The sequence below is a fragment of the Collimonas pratensis genome, from assembly GCF_001584185.1.
Classification (GTDB): domain Bacteria; phylum Pseudomonadota; class Gammaproteobacteria; order Burkholderiales; family Burkholderiaceae_D; genus Collimonas; species Collimonas pratensis.
Genome location: NZ_CP013234.1, coordinates 4781410 through 4805460, shown reverse-complemented (window position 1 = coordinate 4805460; position 24051 = coordinate 4781410). Strand labels below are relative to the sequence as shown.

17 protein-coding genes, 2 tRNA genes, 3 rRNA genes and 1 pseudogene are annotated in these 24051 nt (G+C 57.1%); 18 read left to right on the top strand and 5 right to left on the bottom strand.

The window, feature by feature from the left end; all coding sequences use genetic code 11:
• Nucleotide 1 precedes the first annotated feature (1 nt).
• Nucleotides 2–928, bottom strand: coding sequence for a branched-chain amino acid transaminase (locus CPter91_RS21365; protein WP_061943888.1), 927 nt, complete (start codon nt 926–928; stop codon nt 2–4).
• 300 nt (nt 929–1228) lie between these two features.
• On the opposite strand from CPter91_RS21365, the gene CPter91_RS21360 reads away from it, so the two are divergent.
• From CPter91_RS21360 to msrA, 9 genes and pseudogenes are all read left to right on the top strand, one after another.
• Complete coding sequence (locus CPter91_RS21360) at nt 1229–2419, top strand: phosphoglycerate kinase (protein ID WP_061943886.1); 1191 nt, start codon at nt 1229–1231, stop codon at nt 2417–2419.
• A gap of 181 nt (nt 2420–2600) precedes the next feature.
• On the top strand, nt 2601–4034 hold the full coding sequence (gene pyk, locus CPter91_RS21355) for a pyruvate kinase (protein WP_061943883.1): 1434 nt from the start codon (nt 2601–2603) through the stop codon (nt 4032–4034).
• Nucleotides 4035–4201: 167 nt separating this feature from the next.
• Nucleotides 4202–5266 (top strand): class II fructose-bisphosphate aldolase, encoded by a 1065-nt coding sequence (gene fba, locus CPter91_RS21350; RefSeq protein ID WP_061943880.1) that lies wholly within the window; start codon nt 4202–4204, stop codon nt 5264–5266.
• Nucleotides 5267–5369: 103 nt separating this feature from the next.
• Nucleotides 5370–6266 (top strand): phosphoribosylaminoimidazolesuccinocarboxamide synthase, encoded by an 897-nt coding sequence (locus CPter91_RS21345; RefSeq protein WP_061943877.1) that lies wholly within the window; start codon nt 5370–5372, stop codon nt 6264–6266.
• A 2-nt stretch (nt 6267–6268) separates the two neighbouring features.
• Entirely contained in the window at nt 6269–6787 is a 519-nt protein-coding gene (purE, locus tag CPter91_RS21340) for a 5-(carboxyamino)imidazole ribonucleotide mutase (protein WP_061943874.1), read from the top strand.
• A complete protein-coding gene (locus CPter91_RS21335; protein WP_061943871.1) occupies nt 6784–8001 on the top strand; it encodes a 5-(carboxyamino)imidazole ribonucleotide synthase in 1218 nt (405 codons plus the stop codon). The genes purE and CPter91_RS21335 overlap by 4 nt, the downstream gene beginning before the upstream one ends.
• Before the next feature lie 12 nt (nt 8002–8013).
• On the top strand, nt 8014–9066 hold the full coding sequence (locus CPter91_RS21330; RefSeq protein WP_061946491.1) for an L-threonylcarbamoyladenylate synthase: 1053 nt from the start codon (nt 8014–8016) through the stop codon (nt 9064–9066).
• A 264-nt stretch (nt 9067–9330) separates the two neighbouring features.
• Nucleotides 9331–10048 (top strand): annotated as a pseudogene (locus tag CPter91_RS21325) (OmpW/AlkL family protein).
• Between the two features lie 167 nt (nt 10049–10215).
• Entirely contained in the window at nt 10216–10752 is a 537-nt protein-coding gene (msrA, locus tag CPter91_RS21320; protein ID WP_061943868.1) for a peptide-methionine (S)-S-oxide reductase MsrA, read from the top strand.
• A gap of 46 nt (nt 10753–10798) precedes the next feature.
• Here the strand turns inward: msrA and CPter91_RS21315 are convergent, their stop codons facing one another.
• From CPter91_RS21315 to CPter91_RS21305, 3 genes are all read right to left on the bottom strand, one after another.
• A complete protein-coding gene (locus tag CPter91_RS21315) occupies nt 10799–12010 on the bottom strand; it encodes an SAM-dependent methyltransferase (protein ID WP_061943865.1) in 1212 nt (403 codons plus the stop codon).
• 73 nt (nt 12011–12083) lie between these two features.
• A complete protein-coding gene (pdxH, locus tag CPter91_RS21310; RefSeq protein ID WP_061943862.1) occupies nt 12084–12737 on the bottom strand; it encodes a pyridoxamine 5'-phosphate oxidase in 654 nt (217 codons plus the stop codon).
• Nucleotides 12734–13282 (bottom strand): hemerythrin domain-containing protein, encoded by a 549-nt coding sequence (locus tag CPter91_RS21305; protein WP_061943858.1) that lies wholly within the window; start codon nt 13280–13282, stop codon nt 12734–12736. Before CPter91_RS21305 ends, pdxH begins: the two co-directional genes overlap by 4 nt.
• 220 nt (nt 13283–13502) lie before the next feature.
• Here CPter91_RS21305 and tcdA point away from each other — a divergent pair, with 220 nt between their 5' ends.
• The 7 genes from tcdA (at nt 13503) to rrf (ending at nt 21307) form a co-directional block, all read left to right on the top strand.
• Entirely contained in the window at nt 13503–14363 is an 861-nt protein-coding gene (gene tcdA / locus CPter91_RS21300; protein WP_205631624.1) for a tRNA cyclic N6-threonylcarbamoyladenosine(37) synthase TcdA, read from the top strand.
• Between the two features lie 311 nt (nt 14364–14674).
• Nucleotides 14675–15379, top strand: a complete 705-nt coding sequence (locus CPter91_RS21295) for an MgtC/SapB family protein (RefSeq protein ID WP_061943855.1) — start codon at nt 14675–14677, stop codon at nt 15377–15379.
• A gap of 585 nt (nt 15380–15964) precedes the next feature.
• Nucleotides 15965–17495 (top strand): 16S ribosomal RNA (locus CPter91_RS21290).
• Nucleotides 17496–17618: 123 nt separating this feature from the next.
• Nucleotides 17619–17695: transfer RNA gene (locus tag CPter91_RS21285), tRNA-Ile, on the top strand.
• A 9-nt stretch (nt 17696–17704) separates the two neighbouring features.
• Nucleotides 17705–17780 (top strand) — tRNA-Ala (locus CPter91_RS21280).
• A gap of 346 nt (nt 17781–18126) precedes the next feature.
• Nucleotides 18127–21001 (top strand): 23S ribosomal RNA (locus tag CPter91_RS21275).
• Nucleotides 21002–21194: 193 nt separating this feature from the next.
• Nucleotides 21195–21307, top strand: a 5S ribosomal RNA gene (gene rrf, locus CPter91_RS21270).
• Together the 16S, 23S and 5S rRNA genes with 2 tRNA genes alongside form the textbook arrangement of a ribosomal RNA operon.
• 103 nt (nt 21308–21410) lie before the next feature.
• On the opposite strand, the gene CPter91_RS21265 is transcribed toward rrf, so the two are convergent.
• Entirely contained in the window at nt 21411–22286 is an 876-nt protein-coding gene (locus CPter91_RS21265) for a patatin-like phospholipase family protein (RefSeq protein WP_061943852.1), read from the bottom strand.
• Nucleotides 22287–22425: 139 nt separating this feature from the next.
• On the opposite strand from CPter91_RS21265, the gene CPter91_RS21260 reads away from it, so the two are divergent.
• Together CPter91_RS21260 and CPter91_RS21255 are read left to right on the top strand one after the other, a co-directional pair.
• Nucleotides 22426–22896, top strand: a complete 471-nt coding sequence (locus tag CPter91_RS21260; RefSeq protein WP_061943849.1) for a GNAT family N-acetyltransferase — start codon at nt 22426–22428, stop codon at nt 22894–22896.
• 113 nt (nt 22897–23009) lie between these two features.
• The gene (locus CPter91_RS21255) at nt 23010–24038 is read left to right on the top strand and encodes a LacI family DNA-binding transcriptional regulator (RefSeq protein WP_061946487.1); all 1029 of its coding nucleotides are present in this window, start codon (nt 23010–23012) and stop codon (nt 24036–24038) included.
• Nucleotides 24039–24051: the final 13 nt, after the last annotated feature.

The window sequence follows — 24051 nt, the reverse complement described above, 5'->3', positions numbered from 1 at the left end:
CTTACTTTCCAACCACGGTAAGCCAGTGTTGATATTTTTCCGACTTGCCCGCCACCACTTCAAAGAACAGGGACTGGATCTTTTCCGTGATGGGGCCGCGCTTGCCTTCGCCGATGCTGCGGTTGTCGAGTTCGCGGATCGGCGTGATTTCCGCCGCCGTGCCGGTAAAAAAGGCTTCGTCGGCGCAATACATTTCATCGCGAGTGATGCGTTTTTCGATGACTTCGATGCCGCTGTCGCGCGCCATGGTCAGCACGGCGTCGCGAGTGATGCCGTCCAGGCAGGAAGCCAGGTCGGGCGTGTAGATCTTGCCGTTCTTGACGATGAAGACGTTTTCGCCGGAACCTTCGGAAACATAGCCGTCGGTATCCAGCAGCAAGGCTTCGTCGTAGCCGTCGGTCAGCGCTTCCTGGTTGGCCAGGATGGAATTGATGTAGTAGCCGCTGGCCTTGGCGCGCACCAGCGAGACATTCACATGATGGCGGCTGAAAGAAGAGGTCTTGACGCGGATGCCCTTGGCCAGCCCGTCTTCGCCCAGGTAGGCGCCCCAAGGCCAGGCCGCGATCGCGACGTGGACGGTGTTGCCCTTGGCGGCGATGCCGAGCTTTTCCGAGCCGATCCAGATCAGCGGCCGCATGTAGCACGACTCCAGCTGGTTTTCACGGACCACGGCGACCTGGGCGTCGATCAGGGTTTGCAGGTCGTAAGGTACCTGCATCTGGAAAATCTTGGCTGAGTTCAGCAGGCGCTGGGTATGTTCCTTCAGGCGGAAGATCGCCGGCCCCTGATCGGTCTTGTAAGCACGCACGCCTTCGAACACTGCCATGCCGTAATGCAGCGAATGGGTCAGGACATGGATGTTGGCGTCGCGCCAGTCTATCAGTTTGCCGTCTTTCCAAATCTTGCCGTCGCGGTCATCCATGGACATGTTCAAATCTCCTGTTTTAAATAAGAGGGCTTCAAAATCCCGTCATCCTCGCGAACGCGAGGATCCAAGTTGCTGTCTAAATAAATTGGATTCCCGCGTTCGCGGGAATGACGCAACTAGGCGCAATTAGGTTTTAAGGCACATAAATTGATATTTTAACGGATTCAACCAGACCTACTCTGTAGAATATTGGTCTGGGCTGTATGTCTTTTGAGCAGCCTTATGTGCGTTAAACGGTGTTTTGACGGAGCCTGCTGGAGTAAAATAGCGGCTTTTCCTCACTAATATTGTCTGATCGACATGAAATTCAATCGACTAAGCGATTTGATCGCGCAACACCAGCTGCAAGGCAAACGTGTTTTTATCCGCGCCGACCTCAATGTGCCGCAAGATGCCGCGGGCAATATTACTGAAGACACGCGCGTGCGCGCTTCGGTGCCGGCGATTCGCCAGGCGCTGGATGCCGGCGCCGCGGTGATGGTGACATCGCACCTGGGCCGTCCGACCGAAGGCGAATTCAAGCCGGAAGATTCGCTGGCGCCTATCGCCAAGCGCCTGGCGGAGCTGCTGGGCCAGCCGGTCGAGCTGAGGCAAAACTGGGTCGATGGCGTGGAAGTGGCGCCGGGCCAGATAGTTTTGCTGGAAAACTGCCGCGTCAACAAGGGCGAGAAAAAGAATAGCGACGAGCTGGCGCAAAAGATCGCCAAGCTGTGCGATATCTATGTCAACGACGCCTTCGGCACGGCGCACCGCGCTGAAGCGACTACCCACGGCATCGCCAAGTTTGCACCGATCGCCTGCGCCGGCCCTTTGCTGGCAGCTGAGCTGGATGCGCTGGGCAAGGCGCTCAACCAGCCGGCGCGGCCGCTGGTGGCGATCGTCGCCGGTTCCAAGGTATCGAGCAAGCTGACCATCCTGAAGGCGCTGGCCGACAAGGTCGACAACCTGATCGTCGGCGGCGGCATCGCCAACACCTTCCTGCTGGCGAGCGGCCTGAAGATCGGCAAATCGCTGGCCGAGCCGGATCTGGTGGACGAAGCCAAGGCCATCATCGAGATGATGGCCAAGCGCGGCGCCTCGGTGCCGATTCCGGTGGACGTGGTCTGCGCCAAGGAATTCTCGCCGACTGCCACTGCAACGATCAAGAAGGTCAGCGAAGTCGAAGACGACGACCTGATCCTGGATATTGGTCCGCAGACAGCGGCGACTCTGGCGGCTCAGATTGCGCAGGCCGGCACGATAGTTTGGAACGGCCCGGTCGGCGTGTTCGAGTTCGACCAGTTCGGCGAGGGCACCAAGACGCTGGCGCTGGCCATTGCCGATTCCAAGGCATTCTCGATTGCCGGCGGCGGCGATACGCTGGCGGCTATCGCCAAGTACCAGATTACTGACAAGATTGGCTATATCTCCACCGGCGGCGGCGCTTTCCTGGAATTCTTGGAAGGCAAGACCTTGCCGGCGGTTGAAATTCTGCTGCAACGCGCTGCTTAATAGAGGGATATTCTTAGAGGGATATTCTTAGAGGGATATTCTTAGAGGGATATTCGGTCACCTCGTCATCCCCGCGAACGCGGGGATCCAAGTTGCAGCCATAAAATGGATTCCCGCGTGCGCGGGAATGACGGAGATGGAATAGTTGCACATTCATCCATGCAGTATTGAAAGGTTTTCCATGCAAAGAGCTACCAAGATCGTCGCCACTATCGGACCTGCATCGAGCGATGCCGACACACTGGCGCGCATGTTTGTCGCCGGCGTCGATGTGGTGCGCCTGAATTTTTCGCATGGCAAGGCACAAGACCATATCGACCGCGCCAAGCTGGTGCGCGAAGTCGCCGCGGCCTGCGGCAAGCAAGTCGCCATCATGGCTGACCTGCAAGGACCGAAGATCCGCGTCGGCAAGTTCGAGCAGGGCAAGATCGAGCTGAAGAACGGCGACAAATTCATCCTCGACGCCGATTGCGGCATGGGCAGCCAGGAACGCGTCGGTCTCGATTACAAGGCACTGCCGCGCGACCTCAAGCCGGCCGACGTGCTGTTGCTGAACGATGGCCTGATCGTGCTGGTTGTCGAAAAAATCCTCAACAATGAAATCCACACCATCGTCAAGATCGGCGGCGAACTGTCCAACAACAAGGGCATCAACCGCCAGGGCGGCGGCCTGACGGCGCCGGCGTTGACCTCCAAAGACATGGACGACATCAAGACTGCCATGAGTTTCAGGGCGGATTATGTCGCGGTGTCTTTCCCGAAGAACGCGACTGACATGGAAATGGCGCGCCAACTGGCCAATGTCGCCGGCGAAGCCTACGACCACAAGCCGATGATGATTGCCAAGATCGAACGCGCTGAAGCCATTCCTGTATTGCAAGAAATCCTCGATGCCTCCGACGGCATCATGGTGGCCCGCGGCGACCTCGCGGTAGAAGTCGGCAACGCTGCCGTGCCGGCGCTGCAAAAGCGCATGATCCGCATGGCGCGCGTCTCCAACAAGCTGGCCATCACGGCAACGCAGATGATGGAATCGATGATCGTCAACGCCGTGCCGACCCGCGCCGAAGTGTCCGACGTCGCCAACGCCGTGCTGGACGGCACCGATGCCGTGATGACTTCTGCTGAAACCGCTTCCGGCAAATATCCGGTCGAGACGGTGGAAGCGATGGCGGCGATCTGCCTGGAAGCCGAAAAGTCGGAAGACTGCAAGCTGGACGCCGATTTCCTCAATGTCCGTTTCACCCGTGTCGACCAGTCGATCGCCTACGGCGCCTTGTTTACCGCTCACCATCTGCGGGTCAAGGCGATTGCGGCGCTGACCGAGTCCGGTTCTACCGCGCTGTGGATGAGCCGTCACAACATCGATATCCCTATTTTTGCCATCACCCCGAGCGTCGCCACCCAGCGCAAAGTCGCCTTGTACCGCAATGTGCAGACTTTCGAGCTAGCCAAATCGACCGACCGCGAAGCCGTGCTGAAGGCCGCGCAGAACCTGCTGCTGGCCAATGGCGTAGTGCAGCTGGGCGACCTGGTGGTGGTGACCTGGGGCGAGCCGATGGGCCAGATCGGCGGCACCAATGCGCTGAAGATCATGAAGATCGGCGAGTATTGATTTGATGCTTAAGCAAGTTTCTCAATACAACGTCATCCCCGCGCACGCGGTCGCCAAGGCGGGGAATCCATGTTGCGGCCTAGCGCAGTCGCCAAAATGGATTCCCGCGTGCGCGGGAATGACGTGGTAACAGGTAGCACAACAGGTTTTTATTATCGGAGTACAACATGCCTCTCGTATCCATGCGTCAATTGCTGGACCATGCTGCTGAAAACAGCTACGGCCTGCCTGCTTTCAACGTCAACAACCTGGAGCAGGTCACCGCCATCATGCAGGCCGCCGATGAAGTCGGCGCGCCGGTCATCATGCAAGCCTCTGCCGGCGCCCGCAAATATGCCGGCGAAGCCTTCCTGCGCCACCTGATCGAAGCCGCGGTCGAAGCTTTCCCGCACATTCCGGTCGTCATGCACCAGGACCACGGCCAGTCGCCGGCGGTCTGCATGGCCGCGATCAAGTCCGGTTTCACATCGGTGATGATGGACGGTTCGCTGATGGAAGACGGCAAGTCGGTCGCCAGCTACGAATACAACGTTGAAGTATCGCGCAAGGTGGTCGAGTTCTCGCACGCCATCGGCGTTACCGTGGAAGCCGAACTGGGCGTGCTCGGTTCGCTGGAAACCATGATGGGCGATAAGGAAGATGGCCACGGCGCGGACGGCAAGATGACCCGCGAGCAGCTGCTGACCGATGTCGCGCAAGCCGCCGATTTCGTCAAGCTGACCCAGTGCGATGCGCTGGCGATTGCGATCGGCACTTCGCACGGCGCTTACAAGTTCTCGCGCAAGCCGACTGGCGACATCCTGGCGATCGAACGCATCAAGGAAATCCACACCCGCATTCCTAACACCCATCTGGTGATGCACGGCTCTTCGTCGGTGCCGCAGGAACTGCTGGCGGAAATCCGCGAATTTGGCGGCGACATGAAAGAAACCTACGGTGTGCCAGTGGAAGAGATCCAGGAAGGGATTCGTCACGGCGTGCGCAAGATCAATATCGATACCGATATCCGCTTGGCCATGACTGGCGCGATCCGCCGCTACCTGATCGAAAATCCAAGCAAGTTCGATCCGCGCGACTACCTCAAGCCGGCGCGCGAAGCGGCCAAGGCTGTGGTCAAGGCGCGTTTCCTGGCGTTCGGCTGCGAAGGCCAGGCTGCCAAGATCAAGCCGGTATCGCTGGAAAAGATTGCTGAGAAATACAAGAAGGGCGAGCTGGCGCAGATCGTTCAGTAATAGGGTGTTACCGGCGCCAGGCAAGGCTTGGCGCAATAACTTACCAGGCGCAGGATGATGCTTACATCGTTCTCTGCCTGGTTTTCTGACTTTTGGAATAACCATGACAAGCCTCTACCAATCCACCATTACCTCACTGCCACTGCTGGGTCGCGGCAAGGTGCGCGAAAACTATGCCGTCGGTGAAGACAAGATCCTGATCGTCACCTCCGACCGCTTGTCGGCTTTCGACGTCATCATGAACCAGCCGATCCCGGGCAAAGGCAAGGTCTTGAACCGCATGTCCGATTTCTGGTTCGACAAGCTGGCGGCGGTCGTGCCCAACCACCTGACCGGGATTGCGCCGGAATCGGTAGTGGCGGGCGACGAAGTGGAGCAGGTGCGCGGCCGTGCGGTAGTGGCCAAGCGTCTGCAGCCGATCATGGTCGAGGCGGTGGTGCGCGGTTATATTATCGGTTCCGGCTGGAAGGATTACCAGGCTACCGGCGCCATCTGCGGTATCAGCCTGCCGGCAGGTTTGCAGCAGGCCGCCAAGCTGGCCGAGCCGATCTTCACGCCGGCGGCCAAAGCCGAAATGGGCGAGCATGACGAGAACATCAGCTTTGCCGACATGGAAAGCCGCATCGGCAAGGAACTGGCCGAGAAGATCCGCAGCGTCAGCATCGAGCTGTACAAAACCGCCGCCGACTACGCTGCGACGCGTGGCATCATCATCGCCGACACCAAGTTTGAATTCGGTCTCGATAAAGACGGCGTCCTGCACCTGATGGATGAAGTGCTGACCGCCGATTCCTCGCGCTTCTGGCCGGCTGCCAGCTACCAGGTCGGCATTTCGCCGCCATCGTTCGACAAGCAGTTCGTGCGCGATTACCTGGAAACCGTGACCAGCTGGAACAAGACCGCGCCGGCGCCGACGCTGCCTGACGACGTGATTGCAAAAACCGGCGACAAATATCGCGAAGCTTTATTCAGCCTGACCGGCGAAACGCTGAAGGATTGATGATGAGCAAGGACACTGTGGATCAGTTGGCGGCCAAGCCGGTCATCGGCATCGTCATGGGCTCTTCTTCCGACTGGGATGTGATGCAGCACGCAGTCGCCATCCTCACCGAGTTTGGCGTCGCCCACGAGGCGCAGGTGATTTCGGCGCACCGCATGCCGGACCAGATGTTCGCCTACGCGGAAAGCGCGCGCGAGCGCGGCTTGCGCGCGATCATCGCCGGCGCCGGCGGCGCTGCGCACTTGCCGGGCATGATCGCCGCCAAGACGATTGTGCCGGTGCTGGGCGTGCCGGTGCCGTCCAAATATCTGCGTGGCGAGGATTCCTTGCTGTCGATCGTGCAGATGCCGAAAGGCATTCCGGTCGCCACCTATGCCATCGGCGAAGCCGGCGCGGCCAATGCGGCGCTGTCCGCCATCGCCATGCTGGCCACCACTGACCAGGCGCTGGCCGACAAGCTGCTGGCCTTCCGCGCCAAGCAGACCCAGATTGCCCTTGATATGAAATTGCCACCGGTATGAGCAGTATGCAACAAGATTCCATCGCCCCGATTGTTCCAAGCACAACCCCGCCAACCTGGCTGGGTGTGATGGGCGGCGGCCAGCTGGGCCGCATGTTCACCCATGAAGCGCAAGCCATGGGCTACAAGGTGGCGGTGCTGGAGCCGGAGCAGGATTGCCCGACCGGGCACGTCGCCGATCGCCACTTCCTGGCTGACTACAGCGATGCGGTCGCCCTGGGCGAGATGGCCAGCCTGTGCGCGGCAGTCACCACCGAGTTTGAGAACGTCGCCGCCGACAGCCTGGCGCTGCTGGCGCAGAACAGTTTTGTGGCGCCGGCCGCGGCCAGCGTATCGGTGGCCCAGGACCGCATGGTGGAAAAGCGCTTCTTTACCGCTTGCGCCAGGGAGTCCACGGTATTGCCGGCGCCGCATCAGCTGATCGCATCGGCTGCCGATATCGAGCAGGTGCCGGCCGATCTGCTGCCCGGCATCTTGAAAACCGTCCGCCTCGGCTACGACGGCAAGGGCCAGGCGCGGGTCCGCACCCTGGATGAGCTGCGTGCAGCATTCGCCGGCATGAACGGCGTGGACTGCGTGCTGGAAAAGATGCTGCCGCTGGCATATGAAGTCTCGGTGCTGGTGGCGCGCGGCGCCGACGGCAAGGCAGTGGTCTATCCGATTGCCGAAAACGTCCATCGCGATGGCATCCTGTTCACCACCACGGTGCCTGGTCCGAATGTCTGCGATGAAACCGCCAAGCGCGCGCAGCATGCGGCGCTGGTCATCATTGAGCAGCTGGCCTATGTCGGCGTGCTGTGCATTGAGTTCTTTGTCTTGCAGGATGGCTCGCTGGTGGTCAACGAGATGGCGCCGCGTCCGCACAACAGCGGCCATTACACCATGGATGCCTGCGTCACCAGCCAGTTTGCGCAGCAGGTGCGGGCGATGGCGCGCATGCCGCTGGGCGATACCCGCCAGCATTCGCCGGCAGTGATGCTGAACATCCTTGGCGACGTCTGGTTTGACGGCGGGTTTGACGGCGCTAGCGAGCAAGCCCGGGAACCCGCTTGGGAACAGATCCTGGCGTTGCCGGCAGCGCATCTGCATTTGTACGGCAAGGCGCAGGCGCGCCGTGCCCGCAAAATGGGGCACATCACATTTATCGCTCCGACCCTGGCCGAAGCGCAGCAGCAACTGGCCGCTGCCTGCGCCATTCTCGGCATCGCCGCCTGAATGAAGCATGCGATGACGGACGCGACTATCGACATGCAAGAGATTCGCCTGGCGGCCCGCAAGCTGGAAGCGGGCCAGCTGGTGGCGTTTCCGACTGAGACGGTGTACGGATTGGGCGCGGATGCCGAGAGCGCCGCGGCGGTTGCCAGCATTTATGCCGCCAAGGGACGTCCATCCAATCACCCGGTCATTGTTCACCTGGCGCCGGAAGCTGACATCAGCTATTGGGCCGATGCTATTCCGCCACAGGCGCATGTGCTGATCGCGGCGTTCTGGCCGGGGCCGTTGACGCTGATTTTGCCGCGTGCGGCGCACATACCGGATCAAGTCTCGGGCGGCCAAAGCTCGGTCGGTTTGCGTTGTCCCTCGCATCCGGTGGCCCAGGCTTTGCTGCGCGAATTCAAGGGCGGCAAGGGCGGCATCGCCGGCCCCTCGGCCAACAAGTTCGGCCATGTCAGTCCGACCACGGCCCAGCACGTACGCGACGAGTTCGATACCGACGGTGACAGTCCGATCGCTTGCATCCTGGATGGCGGCCAGAGCGAAGTCGGGATCGAATCGACGATTGTCGATTTGTCGCGCATGGCGACGCATGGGCCGGTGCTGCTGCGGCCGGGCCACATCAGTGCGGCCGATATCAGCGCCGTGCTGGGCATGCCGGTGCAAGCTGCGGATGCCGCAGCGCCGCGCGCTTCCGGCACGCTGGAATCGCACTATGCGCCGCGTACGCCGGTGCTGCTGGTGGCGCCGCCGCAACTGGCGGCGACGCTGCTGCAGCTGTACGAGGCTGGCCAAAGCCTGGCACTGATCTCTTATTCGCCGACGGCAGCGGCAGTCGACAGGCCGCCGCTGGCGGCGCAGTTCGCCATGACCGCCGCGCCGCAACCCTATGCCCACGATCTTTATGCTGCATTGCGCAACATGGATCATGCTGCCGCCGACCTGATCGTGGTGGAAGCGCCGCCGTCGGAGCCGGCCTGGCAGGGAATCAACGACCGTCTACGCCGTGCCGCGCACGATTCCTTAGCCGTCCTGGCGGGATTTAAAACGAGCTTTAAAAAATAATTGCGGTAAAAAAGCTACAACTATAGTCAAATCATTCTAAAGCTGGCATAGTGTAAAAAAAAGAATAGCACGCGCGTTCTTTTCGGGATATGAGCGGAGCGCAGATTCTTGAAATGGGAATCACGCTTACTTTGATGGTTGAAGTTGAAGAACAGAGCGCTGTCTGGTCTGACCAGAACTGCAAAGTGCCGGAAATGGTTTTGTACTGCATTCGATGCAGTGCAGGATCCAATACTAAATTGAAGTGAAACTTGGAGAAGACATATGAAAAAACAATTCAACGCGATACCAAAGCTGGCAGCCCTGTCCTTACTGGCCGCATTCGCAGCGCCGGCCATGGCACAGCAGGCAGGCGACAATGTAGTCAATTTCGGCTGGGCCCATATCGGTTTGAACCAGTCCAGCGAGCCGCTCAAACTTGGCAGCACCACTGTTCCAGGTAGCGGTGCGCACGTTTCTAACGCCGATACCGCGATTCTGCAGCTGACGCACTTCTTTACTGACAATATCGCAGTCACTACGGATTTGGGCATCCCGCCGAAATTCAAGCTCGCTGGCGAAGGTACGCTCAACGGCCTGGGTCAGCTCGGTACCGCCACACAATGGAGCCCGGCAGTTATTGGCCAAGTATTATTTCGGCGATGCTAACAGCCAGTTCCGTCCATACGTCGGCGCCGGGGTTGCTTATGTCTGGTACTCGAACATCAAGCTGACCAGCAGCCTGACCGGATTGCTGGGCGGCGGCGATCCTAAGGCTAGCACCAGCGCGGATCTGAGCAGTTCCTTTGTGCCGGTCGCGAACATTGGTATGGCCTACAACTTCGACAAGAACTGGTCCGCCAACTTCTCGCTGTCCTATGTGCCGCTGAACACCAAGGCCGATCTGACCACTACCCATGGCGATGGCAGCGTCTCGCACGCGACCACCAAGATCACTCTGAATCCTATGGTTTCCGTGCTGACCGTCGGCTACAAGTTCTAAATCGCTGGCTAGGTTTTATCTTAAAAAGCCCCGCAAGGCATGGTCTTGCGGGGCTTTTTTTCGTCTGTTGCAGCGCTTGGCCGATAATCTATTTCTTCGTCGACAAGACAGAGCAGATTGCGTTACAGTGAAACTGTCAATTGTGAGTAACCAGGGGAGCAGCGACCATGACTAAAGAAGTGGCGGTATTAGGAGGTGGGTGCTTCTGGTGCCTGGAAGCGGTCTATCAGGAAATCAAAGGGGTGGAGCATGTCGAGTCCGGCTATACCGGCGGCCATGTGGACAATCCCAGCTATGAGCAGGTATGCGAAGGCACGACCGGCCATGCCGAAGTGGTGGCGCTGACCTTCGATAATGAAAAGATCAGCTATCGCGAATTGCTGGAAATCTTTTTCACCATCCACGACCCGACCACGCTGAACCGCCAGGGTAACGACGTCGGCACCCAGTACCGCTCGGCGATCTATTACCAGTCGCCGCAGCAGAAAGAGGTGGCTGAAAAGGTGGTCGCGGAAATGGCGAATGTGTGGGATGCGCCCATCGTCACTGAATTGAGTGCCGCGGAAACCTATTACAAGGCTGAAGACTACCACCAGAACTACTTCCGCCAGCATCCGCTGCAAGGCTACTGTGCTTTCGTGGTGGCGCCGAAAGTGGCGAAGCTGCGCAAGATGTTCATCGATAAAGTTAAAGCGACCAGCTGAATCCGCGCCGCTGCGCCGGTGAGCGCAGCGGCGCAGCTTGCTCAAGTCACTTGCCTTGGTATATGTAGTCGCGCGACCAGGGTAGTGTGCCGGCGCTGCGTCCGGCTTTGCGGCAGACCACCTGGTACAGCGACATCCAGTCGCGCTCGAAGCCGTAGGAACTCCCCGCCAGGTAAATCCGCCAGATACGGAAACGGCGGTCATCGGCCGCTTTCCTGACCTCGTCGGCATGCGCTTCCAGATTGTCGGCCCAGATACCGCAAGTCTTGGCGTAGTGGCGCCGCAGGTTTTCCACGTCGAAGACTTCCAGCCCGCCTTGCTGCATGGTTTTCAGCACCATGCCGATATGCGGCAGCTCGCCATGCGGGAACACATATTTTTCAATGAATTCACCGCCGCCGTACGGCGTCTCGCCATTGTCGATGTCGGTGGTTGTGATGCCGTGGTTCATGGCGATGCCGTCATCGGCCAGCAGCTCGCGGATGCGCGAGAAATACATGGGCAGGTGGATCAGCCCGACATGTTCGAACATGCCGACGCTGGTGATGCGGTCAAAACTGCCGGTGACATCGCGATAGTCTTGCAGGCGGATTTCTATCTGATCCTGCAGGCCGGCCTGCGCTACCCGCTCTTTCGCCAACGCGTACTGGTTTTCCGAGAGCGTCACACCGACGCATTTGGCGCCGAATTTCTGTGCTGCCCGCAACACCAGCGCGCCCCAGCCGCAGCCGATATCGAGCAGGGTCTGGCCCGGCTGGATCTGGATCTTGGTCAGGATGTGATCGATTTTCTTGAGCTGCGCGGTGTCCAGGTCTTCATCGCCGTGTTCGAAATAGGCGCAGGAGTAGACCATGTTCTGGTCCAGCCACAGCTTGTAGAAATCGTTGGAAACGTCGTAGTGGTAACGGATCGCCTCGGCATCCTTTTCCTTGTTGTGGCGGAAGGTGCGCGTGATGCGGGAAAATTTGCCGTCCGGCTTGAGGGAGTTGGCAGCCAACGCATTGCCGACGGCGATGATTTCCCTGATTTTTCCTTCGACTTCGATTTTCCCTTCGACGTAGGCTTCGCCGAGATTGGCGAGGGAAGGCGTCAGCAGGTAGCTCAACGCCGATACATGCGGTACGCGCACGGTGACTTCCGGCGCCGCATAGGTGCCGAAGTCGAAACGCTGACCGTTCCATAATTCGAGCCGTAGCGGTATTGCGGTGCGGTGACGAATATCTTCAACCCAGTTTTCAAGCTTCTTTTCCCAGAACACGATTTCTCCTCCGGTCATTAAATACTTGTACCAAGCGGTCAGCGTCGACCGGTGACGGTGATGATGACGGACCCTAAGGCTGCAGGCGTTGTCGCAGCCACTTGTCATCTGCGTCCAAGGTATACAAAATCCGGTCGTGCAAACGTGACCGGCGTCCTTGCCAAAATTCTACCGTATCCGGAAAAAGTCTGTAGCCGCCCCAGTGTTTTGGGCGTGGCGGGTGCTCGCCGAATTGTTGTTCGGCCTTGGCGTATGCTGCTTCCAGCAGTTCGCGGCTGGCGATGGTCTCGCTTTGCGCCGAAGCGATGGCGCCGAGCCGGCTGCGCAAGGGCCGGCTGTTGAAGTAGGCGTCGCTTTCGCTGTCGTCGACTTTTTCGACGCGGCCTTCGATGCGTACCTGGCGTTCCAGCGCGACCCAGTGAAACAGCAGGGCGCCATAAGGATGCTGCTCCAGGTCGTGGCCCTTGCGGCTGTCAAAGTTGGTGAACCAGGTGAAGCCGTGTTCGTCGAACTGCTTGATCAGCACGATGCGCGACGACGGCCGGCCGTTGCTGCCGACGGTGGCCAGGCTCATGGCATTGGCCTCGGGGACTTCGGCGCGCATGGCTTCATCGAACCATTTGCCGAACTGGGTAATCGGATCGGCCGCGGTGTCGGCTTCCGACAGGCTGGCCTGGCTATAGTCGATGCGCAGGTCTGCAATCGATTTGTCTACTTGTTGGGTCATGAGGTAATTCCTCGGCGTTGTTGCATGGCTGATCCTAGTTGCTGCATCTGCTGTGCGTTGAACAGCCGCTTCGCCATCGGCGCGATCCAGGTTTCTTCTTTTTCCATGTGAGCGGAATAGATCGCGGAAAATTGCTGGACGTCCTGTGCCGACAGCTGGCTTGCCGGCATGGCCGGCGCGCCGTCGGCGATAGGCGCCAATTGCAGGCTGAGGGCCTGCCACAGGCTATCCATCTGATGATGTTCGGCCAGGATTTCCGGCATCAGCTTTTGCAGCAGGGCGGCGTCCTCGCCGCTGGCGGTCATTGTCAGCATCGGCAGCAGGTCGACTTCTTCATCGGCATGATGATGCGGCGCGGCCTGGTTGAAATAGCGCATGACGCTGTGCGCGGCTTGCTGCGCCTGGGCATCGTTGCCGTGCTGCGGCACATGGCCGAGCAGGTTTTGCAGCGTCTCCAGCTGTTTGCGTATGCGGTCATGGCAATGCTTGAGCACGGCAATCGGCTGGCTGAAATCTGGCGCGGTGGCGATCAGTGCGTTGGGCATAGTGTATATCTCATGTCTGGATAGGAGCATGCATCGAGGGATGGATGCTTATTTGATAATTGGCTGATGGCGGTGTCCATTTCATATTAAAGCACTTCAAAAGTGATCCGTCATGCAGAGCCGGTAAAATAGGCGCAATAGTGGTAGCCAGTTTGATCTGTATCAAGTTCATCCCGGTCTATCTTGTCACATGCCTGTCATTTCACTTTCTTTGCCCATCATGTCCTCTTCTGTTGTAGCCAGCGCTTCCGGCGCCTCTATCCCCACCGCGGTCGATCTCGACGAGATCGATTTCGACCGCCGTTTCGGCGGCATTGGCCGTTTGTATGGCGCTGCTGCGCTGGCCCGCTTCCTGCAGGCGCATGTTTGCGTGATCGGCGTCGGAGGGGTTGGGTCTTGGGCAGTTGAGGCTTTGGCGCGCAGCGCTGTAGGCAATCTGACCCTGATCGACCTCGACAATCTGGCTGAATCGAATATCAATCGCCAGATTCACGCACTGACCGATACGCTCGGCCAGGCCAAGGTGAGCGCGCTGGCGGCGCGTATCGCCCAGATCAACCCTTACTGCCATGTCACCGAAGTGGAAGATTTCATCAGCGCTGATAATTTATCGGAAATGATAGGCGAAGGGCGTTATGACTACGTGCTCGACGCCATCGACAATGTGCGCGCCAAGGCGGCCGTGATCGCCTATTGCCGTGACAAGGGCATCCGCCTGATCACCATCGGCAGCGCCGGCGGCCAGGTTGATGCCACGTGCATTGAAGTGCGCGATCTGGCGAAAACCGAGCAGGAGCCGCTGCTGGCCAAGGTGCGCAAGCGCTTACGCTCGGAGTACCGCTTCCCGCGCGGCGATAAAGTCCGTTTTGGCATCGACGCCGTATTTTCCACCGAACCCATCAGCGCGCCGCTAGTCGAGCAGGCATGTGCGGTCGATGCCGACACCGGCGCAGCTGCCGGCGTCACCGGTCTGAACTGCGCCGGCTACGGCTCGGCGGTGGTGGTGACGGCCACCTTTGGCCTGGTTGCCGCCGGCCACATCTTGCGCAAGCTGGCCGCCGATGCGGCGCCCGTCGCTTGACTTGCCTATGCCGTCTAAATAGAATCCTGTGGACCATGTTTGCAGGAGCCCCGATTTTGGACAGTTGTACCAGTACCCTCGGATGGGCGCCCAGCCCGACGCAATTCGCCTGCTAGCAAGCATTTCTCGCTACAGCCAGTGAATTCGAGCGCTGTAGCATCCCGGGGATGTGTTCCCGCATCCCTGCCACTTATCCCATCCGTTGTTTGATTTGCCTGGCCGGCTGTTCTTCAATTCCTGAAGCGGCGCCGGGCGCCAATGAAATGCCGCCATGCCGTGCGCATGGCGACGCATGCTGAAAGGTAGCGAAGATGGATTGGAAAATATTTACCCTGCGCGTATTGCTGGCCCTGACCCTGGGTTCCCTGATCGGCGCCGAGCGCCAGATGCGCCAGCGCATGGCGGGTTTGCGCACCAATGCGCTGGTGTCTATCGGCGCCTCGCTGTTCGTGATGGTGTCCGCCTTCGAGTCGGATCCGCAGGGGGCAACGCGGATTGCCTCTTATGTCGTATCCGGTATCGGCTTCCTTGGCGCCGGCGTCATCATGCGCGAGGGGATCAATGTGCGGGGCTTGAACACCGCTGCCACCTTGTGGTGTTCGGCAGCAGTCGGCGTGCTGTGCGGACTTGGCCATGCGCTGGAGGCGGCCATCGGTGCCGCCGCCATCCTGGGCGCCAACGTGCTGCTGCGCGGCGTCTCTCATATGATCAACCGCCAGGATTTGCATAGCGCGACGGAAACCGAGCAGGTGTATCGCCTCTCTATAGTATGCCGGCCGGAAGATGAGGTGCAGGTGCGCACCTTGATGCTGCACATGCTGAACGGCATGCCGCACTTGATCGTGCAGTCGCTGCATAGCGAGGACCTGGCGTCCGGCACGCAGCTGGAAGTGCGGGCGGACCTGATTACTTCTGCCAGCAATCATTTGCAGCTGGAGCAGATTGTCAGCCGGATCAGTCTGGAGAAGGGCGTCAGCGCTGCGCGCTGGGCGGTATTGAATTCGGTGGATGTATAAGCAGCTACTAATAGAGGGTAATAGTGGGTGTTGAATGGCTGCAAACGCCCTGTAATAGGGCTAAATCAAATAAATCGAAATATTTTAAAGAATTTGGATAAAAGTACTTGCGGGGAATTGGGGGGATTGCTATAGTTCGCCTCCCGTTGAGAACGACGCGAAATAAACGAATGAGCGGCAAGAGATTGAGGCTGATTTGGTAGCGAAGTTTGAGGGAAATAAAGCGGGTTGCAGGTTGTGTTGGAAGTAAAAAGTTTTTCGGTGAGAAGTAAAAAAGTAGTTGACGAAAAACTTGAAACGCTACATAATCTCATCTCTCTGCTGCTGACAAACAAAACGATTTGACAGCGACGCGAACCGGGTGACTGGTGACGCGAAGTAGAAGGTTCTTTAACAATTAACAGTCGATAAGTGTGGGCGTTTGATGGAAGTGCAGCGCTGCTGATGTAAATCAGGAGCGTATAACTTAAAACATTAAATGTTCACAAAAGAAGAAAATAGGCGCTTTCGAGAGGAAGTGGCCTGTCAGTATTTTGAGTGAGCGATAGCAGAGATGCTAGGCAGCAATGCCACAAAACAGAGATTGAACTGAAGAGTTTGATCCTGGCTCAGATTGAACGCTGGCGGCATGCCTTACACATGCAAGTCGAACGGTAACAGGGAGCTTGCTCCGCTGACGAGTGGCGAACGGGTGAGTAATATATCGGAACGTACCTTTGAGTGGGGGATAACTAGTCGAAAGATTAGCTAATACCGCATACGATCTACGGATGAAAGTGGGGGATCGCAAGACCTCATGCTCATAGAGCGGCCGATATCTGATTAGCTAGTTGGTGAGGTAAAGGCTCACCAAGGCTTCGATCAGTAGCTGGTCTGAGAGGACGACCAGCCACACTGGGACTGAGACACGGCCCAGACTCCTACGGGAGGCAGCAGTGGGGAATTTTGGACAATGGGGGCAACCCTGATCCAGCAATGCCGCGTGAGTGAAGAAGGCCTTCGGGTTGTAAAGCTCTTTTGTCAGGGAAGAAACGGGGGGTCCTAATACGGTCCCCTAATGACGGTACCTGAAGAATAAGCACCGGCTAACTACGTGCCAGCAGCCGCGGTAATACGTAGGGTGCAAGCGTTAATCGGAATTACTGGGCGTAAAGCGTGCGCAGGCGGTTATGTAAGACAGGTGTGAAATCCCCGGGCTTAACCTGGGAATGGCATTTGTGACTGCATAGCTAGAGTGTGTCAGAGGGGGGTAGAATTCCACGTGTAGCAGTGAAATGCGTAGAGATGTGGAGGAATACCGATGGCGAAGGCAGCCCCCTGGGATAACACTGACGCTCATGCACGAAAGCGTGGGGAGCAAACAGGATTAGATACCCTGGTAGTCCACGCCCTAAACGATGTCTACTAGTTGTCGGGTCTTAATTGACTTGGTAACGCAGCTAACGCGTGAAGTAGACCGCCTGGGGAGTACGGTCGCAAGATTAAAACTCAAAGGAATTGACGGGGACCCGCACAAGCGGTGGATGATGTGGATTAATTCGATGCAACGCGAAAAACCTTACCTACCCTTGACATGTACAGAATCCCGAAGAGATTTGGGAGTGTTCGAAAGAAAACTGTAACACAGGTGCTGCATGGCTGTCGTCAGCTCGTGTCGTGAGATGTTGGGTTAAGTCCCGCAACGAGCGCAACCCTTGTCATTAGTTGCTACGAAAGGGCACTCTAATGAGACTGCCGGTGACAAACCGGAGGAAGGTGGGGATGACGTCAAGTCCTCATGGCCCTTATGGGTAGGGCTTCACACGTCATACAATGGTACATACAGAGGGCCGCCAACCCGCGAGGGGGAGCTAATCCCAGAAAGTGTATCGTAGTCCGGATTGTAGTCTGCAACTCGACTACATGAAGTTGGAATCGCTAGTAATCGCGGATCAGCATGTCGCGGTGAATACGTTCCCGGGTCTTGTACACACCGCCCGTCACACCATGGGAGCGGGTTTTACCAGAAGTAGGTAGCCTAACCGTAAGGAGGGCGCTTACCACGGTAGGATTCGTGACTGGGGTGAAGTCGTAACAAGGTAGCCGTATCGGAAGGTGCGGCTGGATCACCTCCTTTCTAGAGTTTGCATGAAAGTTAAGCGTCCACACTTATCGTCTGTTAATAAAGAAGAACAGGTATCGGTCAAAGGCTGCGGCGTGAAAGCGCTGAAGTTGATGGTAGGCTCGTACTGATCCAAGCGGGTCTGTAGCTCAGTTGGTTAGAGCACCGTGTTGATAACGCGGGGGTCGTTGGTTCGAGCCCAACCAGACCCACCATAAAGTTTCGGGGGTTTAGCTCAGCTGGGAGAGCACCTGCTTTGCAAGCAGGGGGTCGTCGGTTCGATCCCGTCAACCTCCACCAAGTTTCCTTGGTGAGAAGAAGCGTGAAATATCAAACCTAAGTCGGTGCAGCGAATGCAAATTCGGGCATGTGCTGAGATTTAGGTTTGGTCTTTTTAAGATCATTGGTAATGCCGTTCTTTAACAATCTAGAAGAAGTAGTAAAGATTCGTCCATGACAAGACATTGTTATGGATGGGTATGATTGTATCAAATCAAAAAGTATGTAAAGAGTTCTCAAAAGACTCCATGAGCGCAAGCTGCATGGAGAATGCGATAACACTTTGGATACGGCAAACGCTAAACTCATAGAAATACCTCTATAACCGCTTTTTAGCTGTGAACGCAGCTAGAAGCTAACGTTATAGGGACAAGTGAATAAGTGCACATGGTGGATGCCTTGGCGATATCAGGCGATGAAGGACGTAGTAGCTTGCGATAAGCTGCGGGGAGCTAGCAAACAAGCTTTGATCCGCAGATTTCCGAATGGGGAAACCCGGCCCTAGTGGTCATTGCATGCTGAATACATAGGCATGCAAAGCGAACGCGGCGAACTGAAACATCTAAGTAGCTGCAGGAAAAGAAATCAACCGAGATTCCCAAAGTAGTGGCGAGCGAAATGGGAACAGCCGCAAGTTTTAGCAGTGGACATAGTAGAACGACTTGGAAACGTCGGCCATAGAGGGTGATAGCCCCTTATACGAAATGATCATTGTGGAACTAAGCTTGCAACAAGTAGGGCGGGACACGTGTAATCCTGTCTGAACATGGGGGGACCATCCTCCAAGGCTAAATACTCGATATCGACCGATAGTGAACCAGTACCGTGAGGGAAAGGCGAAAAGAACCCCGGAAGGGGAGTGAAATAGATCCTGAAACCGTGTGCATACAAACAGTAGGAGCGGACTTGTTCCGTGACTGCGTACCTTTTGTATAATGGGTCAGCGACTTACATTCAGTGGCAAGCTTAACCGTATAGGGAAGGCGTAGAGAAATCGAGTCCGAATAGGGCGTTCAGTCGCTGGGTGTAGACCCGAAACCAAGTGATCTACTCATGGCCAGGATGAAGGTGCGGTAACACGCACTGGAGGTCCGAACCCACTAATGTTGAAAAATTAGGGGATGAGCTGTGGGTAGGGGTGAAAGGCTAAACAAACTTGGAAATAGCTGGTTCTCTCCGAAAACTATTTAGGTAGTGCCTCAAGTATCACCATCGGGGGTAGAGCACTGTTATGGCTAGGGGGTCATCGAGACTTACCAAACCATTGCAAACTCCGAATACCGATGAGTGCGAGCTTGGGAGACAGACGCCGGGTGCTAACGTCCGACGTCAAGAGGGAAACAACCCAGACCGCCAGCTAAGGTCCCAAAGATTGGCTAAGTGGCAAACGAAGTGGGAAGGCTAAAACAGTCAGGAGGTTGGCTTAGAAGCAGCCATCCTTTAAAGAAAGCGTAATAGCTCACTGATCGAGTCGTCCTGCGCGGAAGATGTAACGGGGCTAAGCCAGTCACCGAAGCTGCGGATATCAATTTATTGATATGGTAGGAGAGCGTTCTGTAAGCCTGCGAAGGTGTCTTGTAAAGGATGCTGGAGGTATCAGAAGTGCGAATGCTGACATGAGTAGCGATAATGGGGGTGAAAAGCCCCCACGCCGTAAGCCCAAGGTTTCCTGTTCAACGTTCATCGGAGCAGGGTGAGTCGGCCCCTAAGGCGAGGCAGAGATGCGTAGCTGATGGGAAGCAGGTTAATATTCCTGCACCGTCGTTAGATGCGATGGGGGGACGGATCGCGGAAGGTTGTCCGGGTGTTGGAAGTCCCGGTTCCTATATCAGAGAAGGCTGTTAGGCAAATCCGGCAGCGTAATTCAAGGGTATGGGACGAGCCAATTTATTGGTGAAGCAATCGGAAGTGGTTCCAAGAAAAGCCTCTAAGCTTCAGTCTAACGAGACCGTACCGCAAACCGACACAGGTGGGCGAGATGAGTATTCTAAGGCGCTTGAGAGAACTCGGGAGAAGGAACTCGGCAAATTTGTACCGTAACTTCGGGATAAGGTACGCCCCGGTAGTTTGACTGGCCTGCGCCAGAAGGACGAAAGGGCTGCAATAAAAAGGTGGCTGCGACTGTTTAATAAAAACACAGCACTCTGCAAACACGAAAGTGGACGTATAGGGTGTGACGCCTGCCCGGTGCTGGAAGATTAAATGATGGGGTGCAAGCTCTTGATTGAAGTCCCAGTAAACGGCGGCCGTAACTATAACGGTCCTAAGGTAGCGAAATTCCTTGTCGGGTAAGTTCCGACCTGCACGAATGGCGTAACGATGGCCACACTGTCTCCTCCCGAGACTCAGCGAAGTTGAAATGTTTGTGATGATGCAATCTACCCGCGGCTAGACGGAAAGACCCCATGAACCTTTACTGTAGCTTTGCATTGGACTTTGAACCAATCTGTGTAGGATAGGTGGGAGGCTTTGAAGCGGGGACGCTAGTTCTCGTGGAGCCAACCTTGAAATACCACCCTGGTTTGTTTGAGGTTCTAACCTTGGTCCGTTATCCGGATCGGGGACAGTGCATGGTAGGCAGTTTGACTGGGGCGGTCTCCTCCCAAAGTGTAACGGAGGAGTTCGAAGGTACGCTAGGTACGGTCGGACATCGTGCTAATAGTGCAATGGCATAAGCGTGCTTAACTGCGAGACTGACAAGTCGAGCAGGTACGAAAGTAGGACATAGTGATCCGGTGGTTCTGTATGGAAGGGCCATCGCTCAACGGATAAAAGGTACTCTGGGGATAACAGGCTGATTCCTCCCAAGAGTTCATATCGACGGGGGAGTTTGGCACCTCGATGTCGGCTCATCACATCCTGGGGCTGTAGCCGGTCCCAAGGGTATGGCTGTTCGCCATTTAAAGTGGTACGTGAGCTGGGTTTAAAACGTCGTGAGACAGTTTGGTCCCTATCTGCCGTGGGCGTTGGAAATTTGAAGGGGGCTGCTCCTAGTACGAGAGGACCGGAGTGGACGAACCTCTGGTGTACCGGTTGTCACGCCAGTGGCATTGCCGGGTAGCTAAGTTCGGAAGAGATAACCGCTGAAAGCATCTAAGCGGGAAACTTGCCTTAAGATGATATTTCCCGGGAACTAGATTCCCCTAAAGGGTCGTTCGAGACCAGGACGTTGATAGGTCAGGTGTGGAAGCGTAGTAATACGTTAAGCTAACTGATACTAATTGCCCGTGAGGCTTGTCCCTATAACCTTAGCAGGTTATATGATGAGCTTATTTGTTTGCCAAGGTGACTATCCTCAACAGATAGCAACACCGTTTGGACATTCATACCCAACCGGTCACACACACCCTTGTGTGGCCGGTATAAAAAACTACTTCTTCTAGATTGCGTTGTTTGTTGCCACTACAGTGGAACAAGCAGCGGTTACAAGTTATGCCTGATGACCATAGCGATTTGGTACCACCCCTTCCCATCCCGAACAGGACCGTGAAACGAATTTGCGCCGATGATAGTGCTGCAACCAGTGTGAAAGTAGGTCATCGTCAGGCTTTTATTAAAAAACCCTCTGCTCCTTACCGGACAGAGGGTTTTTGCTTTGCGCGTTCACTTTACAAAATACGGAAAATCTCAATATCTGCTCAGAAATCCTGATCAGCCATGGCATGCAGCATCCACGTCGTGGGAGTGGGGCCTGAGCCCGTCGGGAATTTGATGATTATCGAGCCCTCCTGCCTCCAGCCAGAGACGCGTTTCGGCCGCCGCCCGGTCTATCAGCAAGCCGCATTGGCTATAGTCGTACGGTGAAACGTCCAGCGGGCATAAGGGCGTAACCACGGCAATCGCCGCATGCGTAGACCAGCGCTCCAGATCCGACACCAGCTGCCGTGCTACCAGCAGGTTGAGCGCACTCATGGCATGCTCCAGCGCACCTTTAGGAGGACGCCGTTCGGCGCAGGTAAAGCCGGTGCTCAGCACGACGACGCGGGTGGCGCCCAATCGGATAGCCGTGGAAATCGGCGTATTGTTGGCGACGCCGCCATCGATCAGCATGCTGCCGCCCAGTGCAACTGGTGGGAATACGCCGGGGATCGCCGTGCTGGCGAGCACCGCGTCGACAGCGGAACCTGACGAAATCACCACTTCATTGCCGGTTTTCATCTCGGTGGCGACTACATGCACCGGCAGGTCCGCATCTTCCAGCTTGCGGCTGCCGTAGTGCTCATACAACAGCTCGCGCAGTCGTCCCGAACTGACCAAATGCGTGCCTCGTCCGCGAAACGCAGCTAGCAGGGACAAAAATGACCAAGGTAAGATCTGCTCGCGACGGATGCTACGCCACAGATATTCCAGGCGGAGCGAGCCGGCGGAATGCGGCTGATAGGCAAAGAACACGCTATTGATGGCGCCGGCGGAAGCGCCGACCAGGAAATCCGGCTTCACTCCCGAAGCAATAAGCTCGCGCAGCATGCCAGCCTCGATGGCGCCAAGACTGCCGCCTCCAGCAAAGACAAAAGCAGTTTTTTCCATAGGGTAATCCGTGAATAGCCATCACTGCCGCATGGCGATCTGTATAGGCTACTCCAGCGGCTCTTGCCGCGCCAGCGGTCAGCGCAGCTGATTAGGCTAAAATGGCCTTATTCCTCGAAGGAAAACTCTGAAAGCATACATGCCGGCAGTTATCGTCCCCTCTGTCATCCTGGTCCAGGCATTGGAAACGGATTTTGAAGAATTGCTGGCCTTGCGTATCGCCGCCATGCGCGCAAGCCTTGAACGTATCGGCCGCTTTGATCCCTTGCGCGCCAGGGAGCGCTTTGCTTCCGGGTTTTCCCCAGCCTGCACCCGGCATGTCAGCGTCGATGGCGAGCGGCTAGGCTTTGTCGTCCTCAAACCTGGCCAGGATCAATGGCTGCTGGACCATCTCTATATACGCCCCGGTCATCAGGGGCAGGGTATAGGTGCAGCGGTGCTGGCCCAGGTATTCAAAGAGGTCGATACGGCAGGATTGCCGCTGCGGGTCGGCGCCCTAAAAGGCAGCGACGCCAATCGCTTCTATCAGCGCCATGGCTTTGAGCTGCTGGCCGAAGAGGAATGGGACATCTACTATCTGCGTCCGCCACGCCTTAATGTAGAAAAATAAGCCGCAGGCGGCCGCGCTCGCATAGCGCGCTTTAAGCCCGCCGGCAGCGCAGACGTCATCAACGCGTAACAATGCGGTGGCAAGATGTAAACGTTTACATCGCGGGTTGCACCATGCGTCCATCCATCAAGCAAGTGGCTCTAGAAGCCGGCGTCTCTATCGCCACCGTCTCGCGTCTGCTGAATCAGCCGGACTCAGTCAGCGTCGATACCGCCAGCAAAGTCAATCAGGCCATCGAGGCGCTCGGCTTCCGGCCGAACTTCACCGGGCGTAATCTGCGTGCCGGCCGTTCGCATACGGTGGGCGTGGTGGTGCCGACTTTATCCAATACGGTGTTTGCGCAGTGCCTGCAGGGTATAGAAACGGCGGCGCGCCAGCGCGATTATTCGGTCATGTTCACCGCCACCGAATACCGCCAGCAAGATGAAGCCGCAGCAGTGGAGCTGTTGCTGGCGCATCGTGTGGACGGCGTCATCCTGACCGTCGCCGATGCCGAAGCCAGCACGACGCTGGATGTGCTGGATCGCGAAAGAATCCCTTACGTGCTGGTGTATAACCAGCCGCAACAGAGCACACGGCCATCGGTGTCGGTCGATAATCACGCCGCTGCCTATGACGCGGTAACCCACCTGATCAAGCTCGGCCACCGCCGCATCCAGATGCTGGCCGGCCAATTCCATGCTTCGGACCGCGCTTTGCAACGCTATCACGGCTATCTGCAGGCGATGCAGCAACACGGCCTGACGCTGCTGGCGCCGATCGAAGTTGCGCGCCATACCTACACTTCGCTCGCGCTCGAATACCTGCAGACATTCCGTGATCCGCTGCAACGGCCGAGCGCCCTGTTTTGCTCCAATGACTTGCTGGCCCTGAGCGTGATGCGCGACCTGCGCGCACTCGGCCTGCGCGTGCCGGACGACGTCTCGGTCATGGGCTTCGACGGCATCCCCCTGGGCGAGCTGATGGATCCGATACTGAGCAGCGTCGAACAGCCGTCCGAACAGATCGGCGGACTTGCACTGCGCACGCTGGTGACAGCGATCGAAGAAACGCAAGATGGCTATCAAGCCGCCAGCTCGCACATATTGCCGCATACCGTCCGCATCGGCGCCTCGGTCAAGCCCTTCACGAATCCCCTCTAATCCAGCAAATACA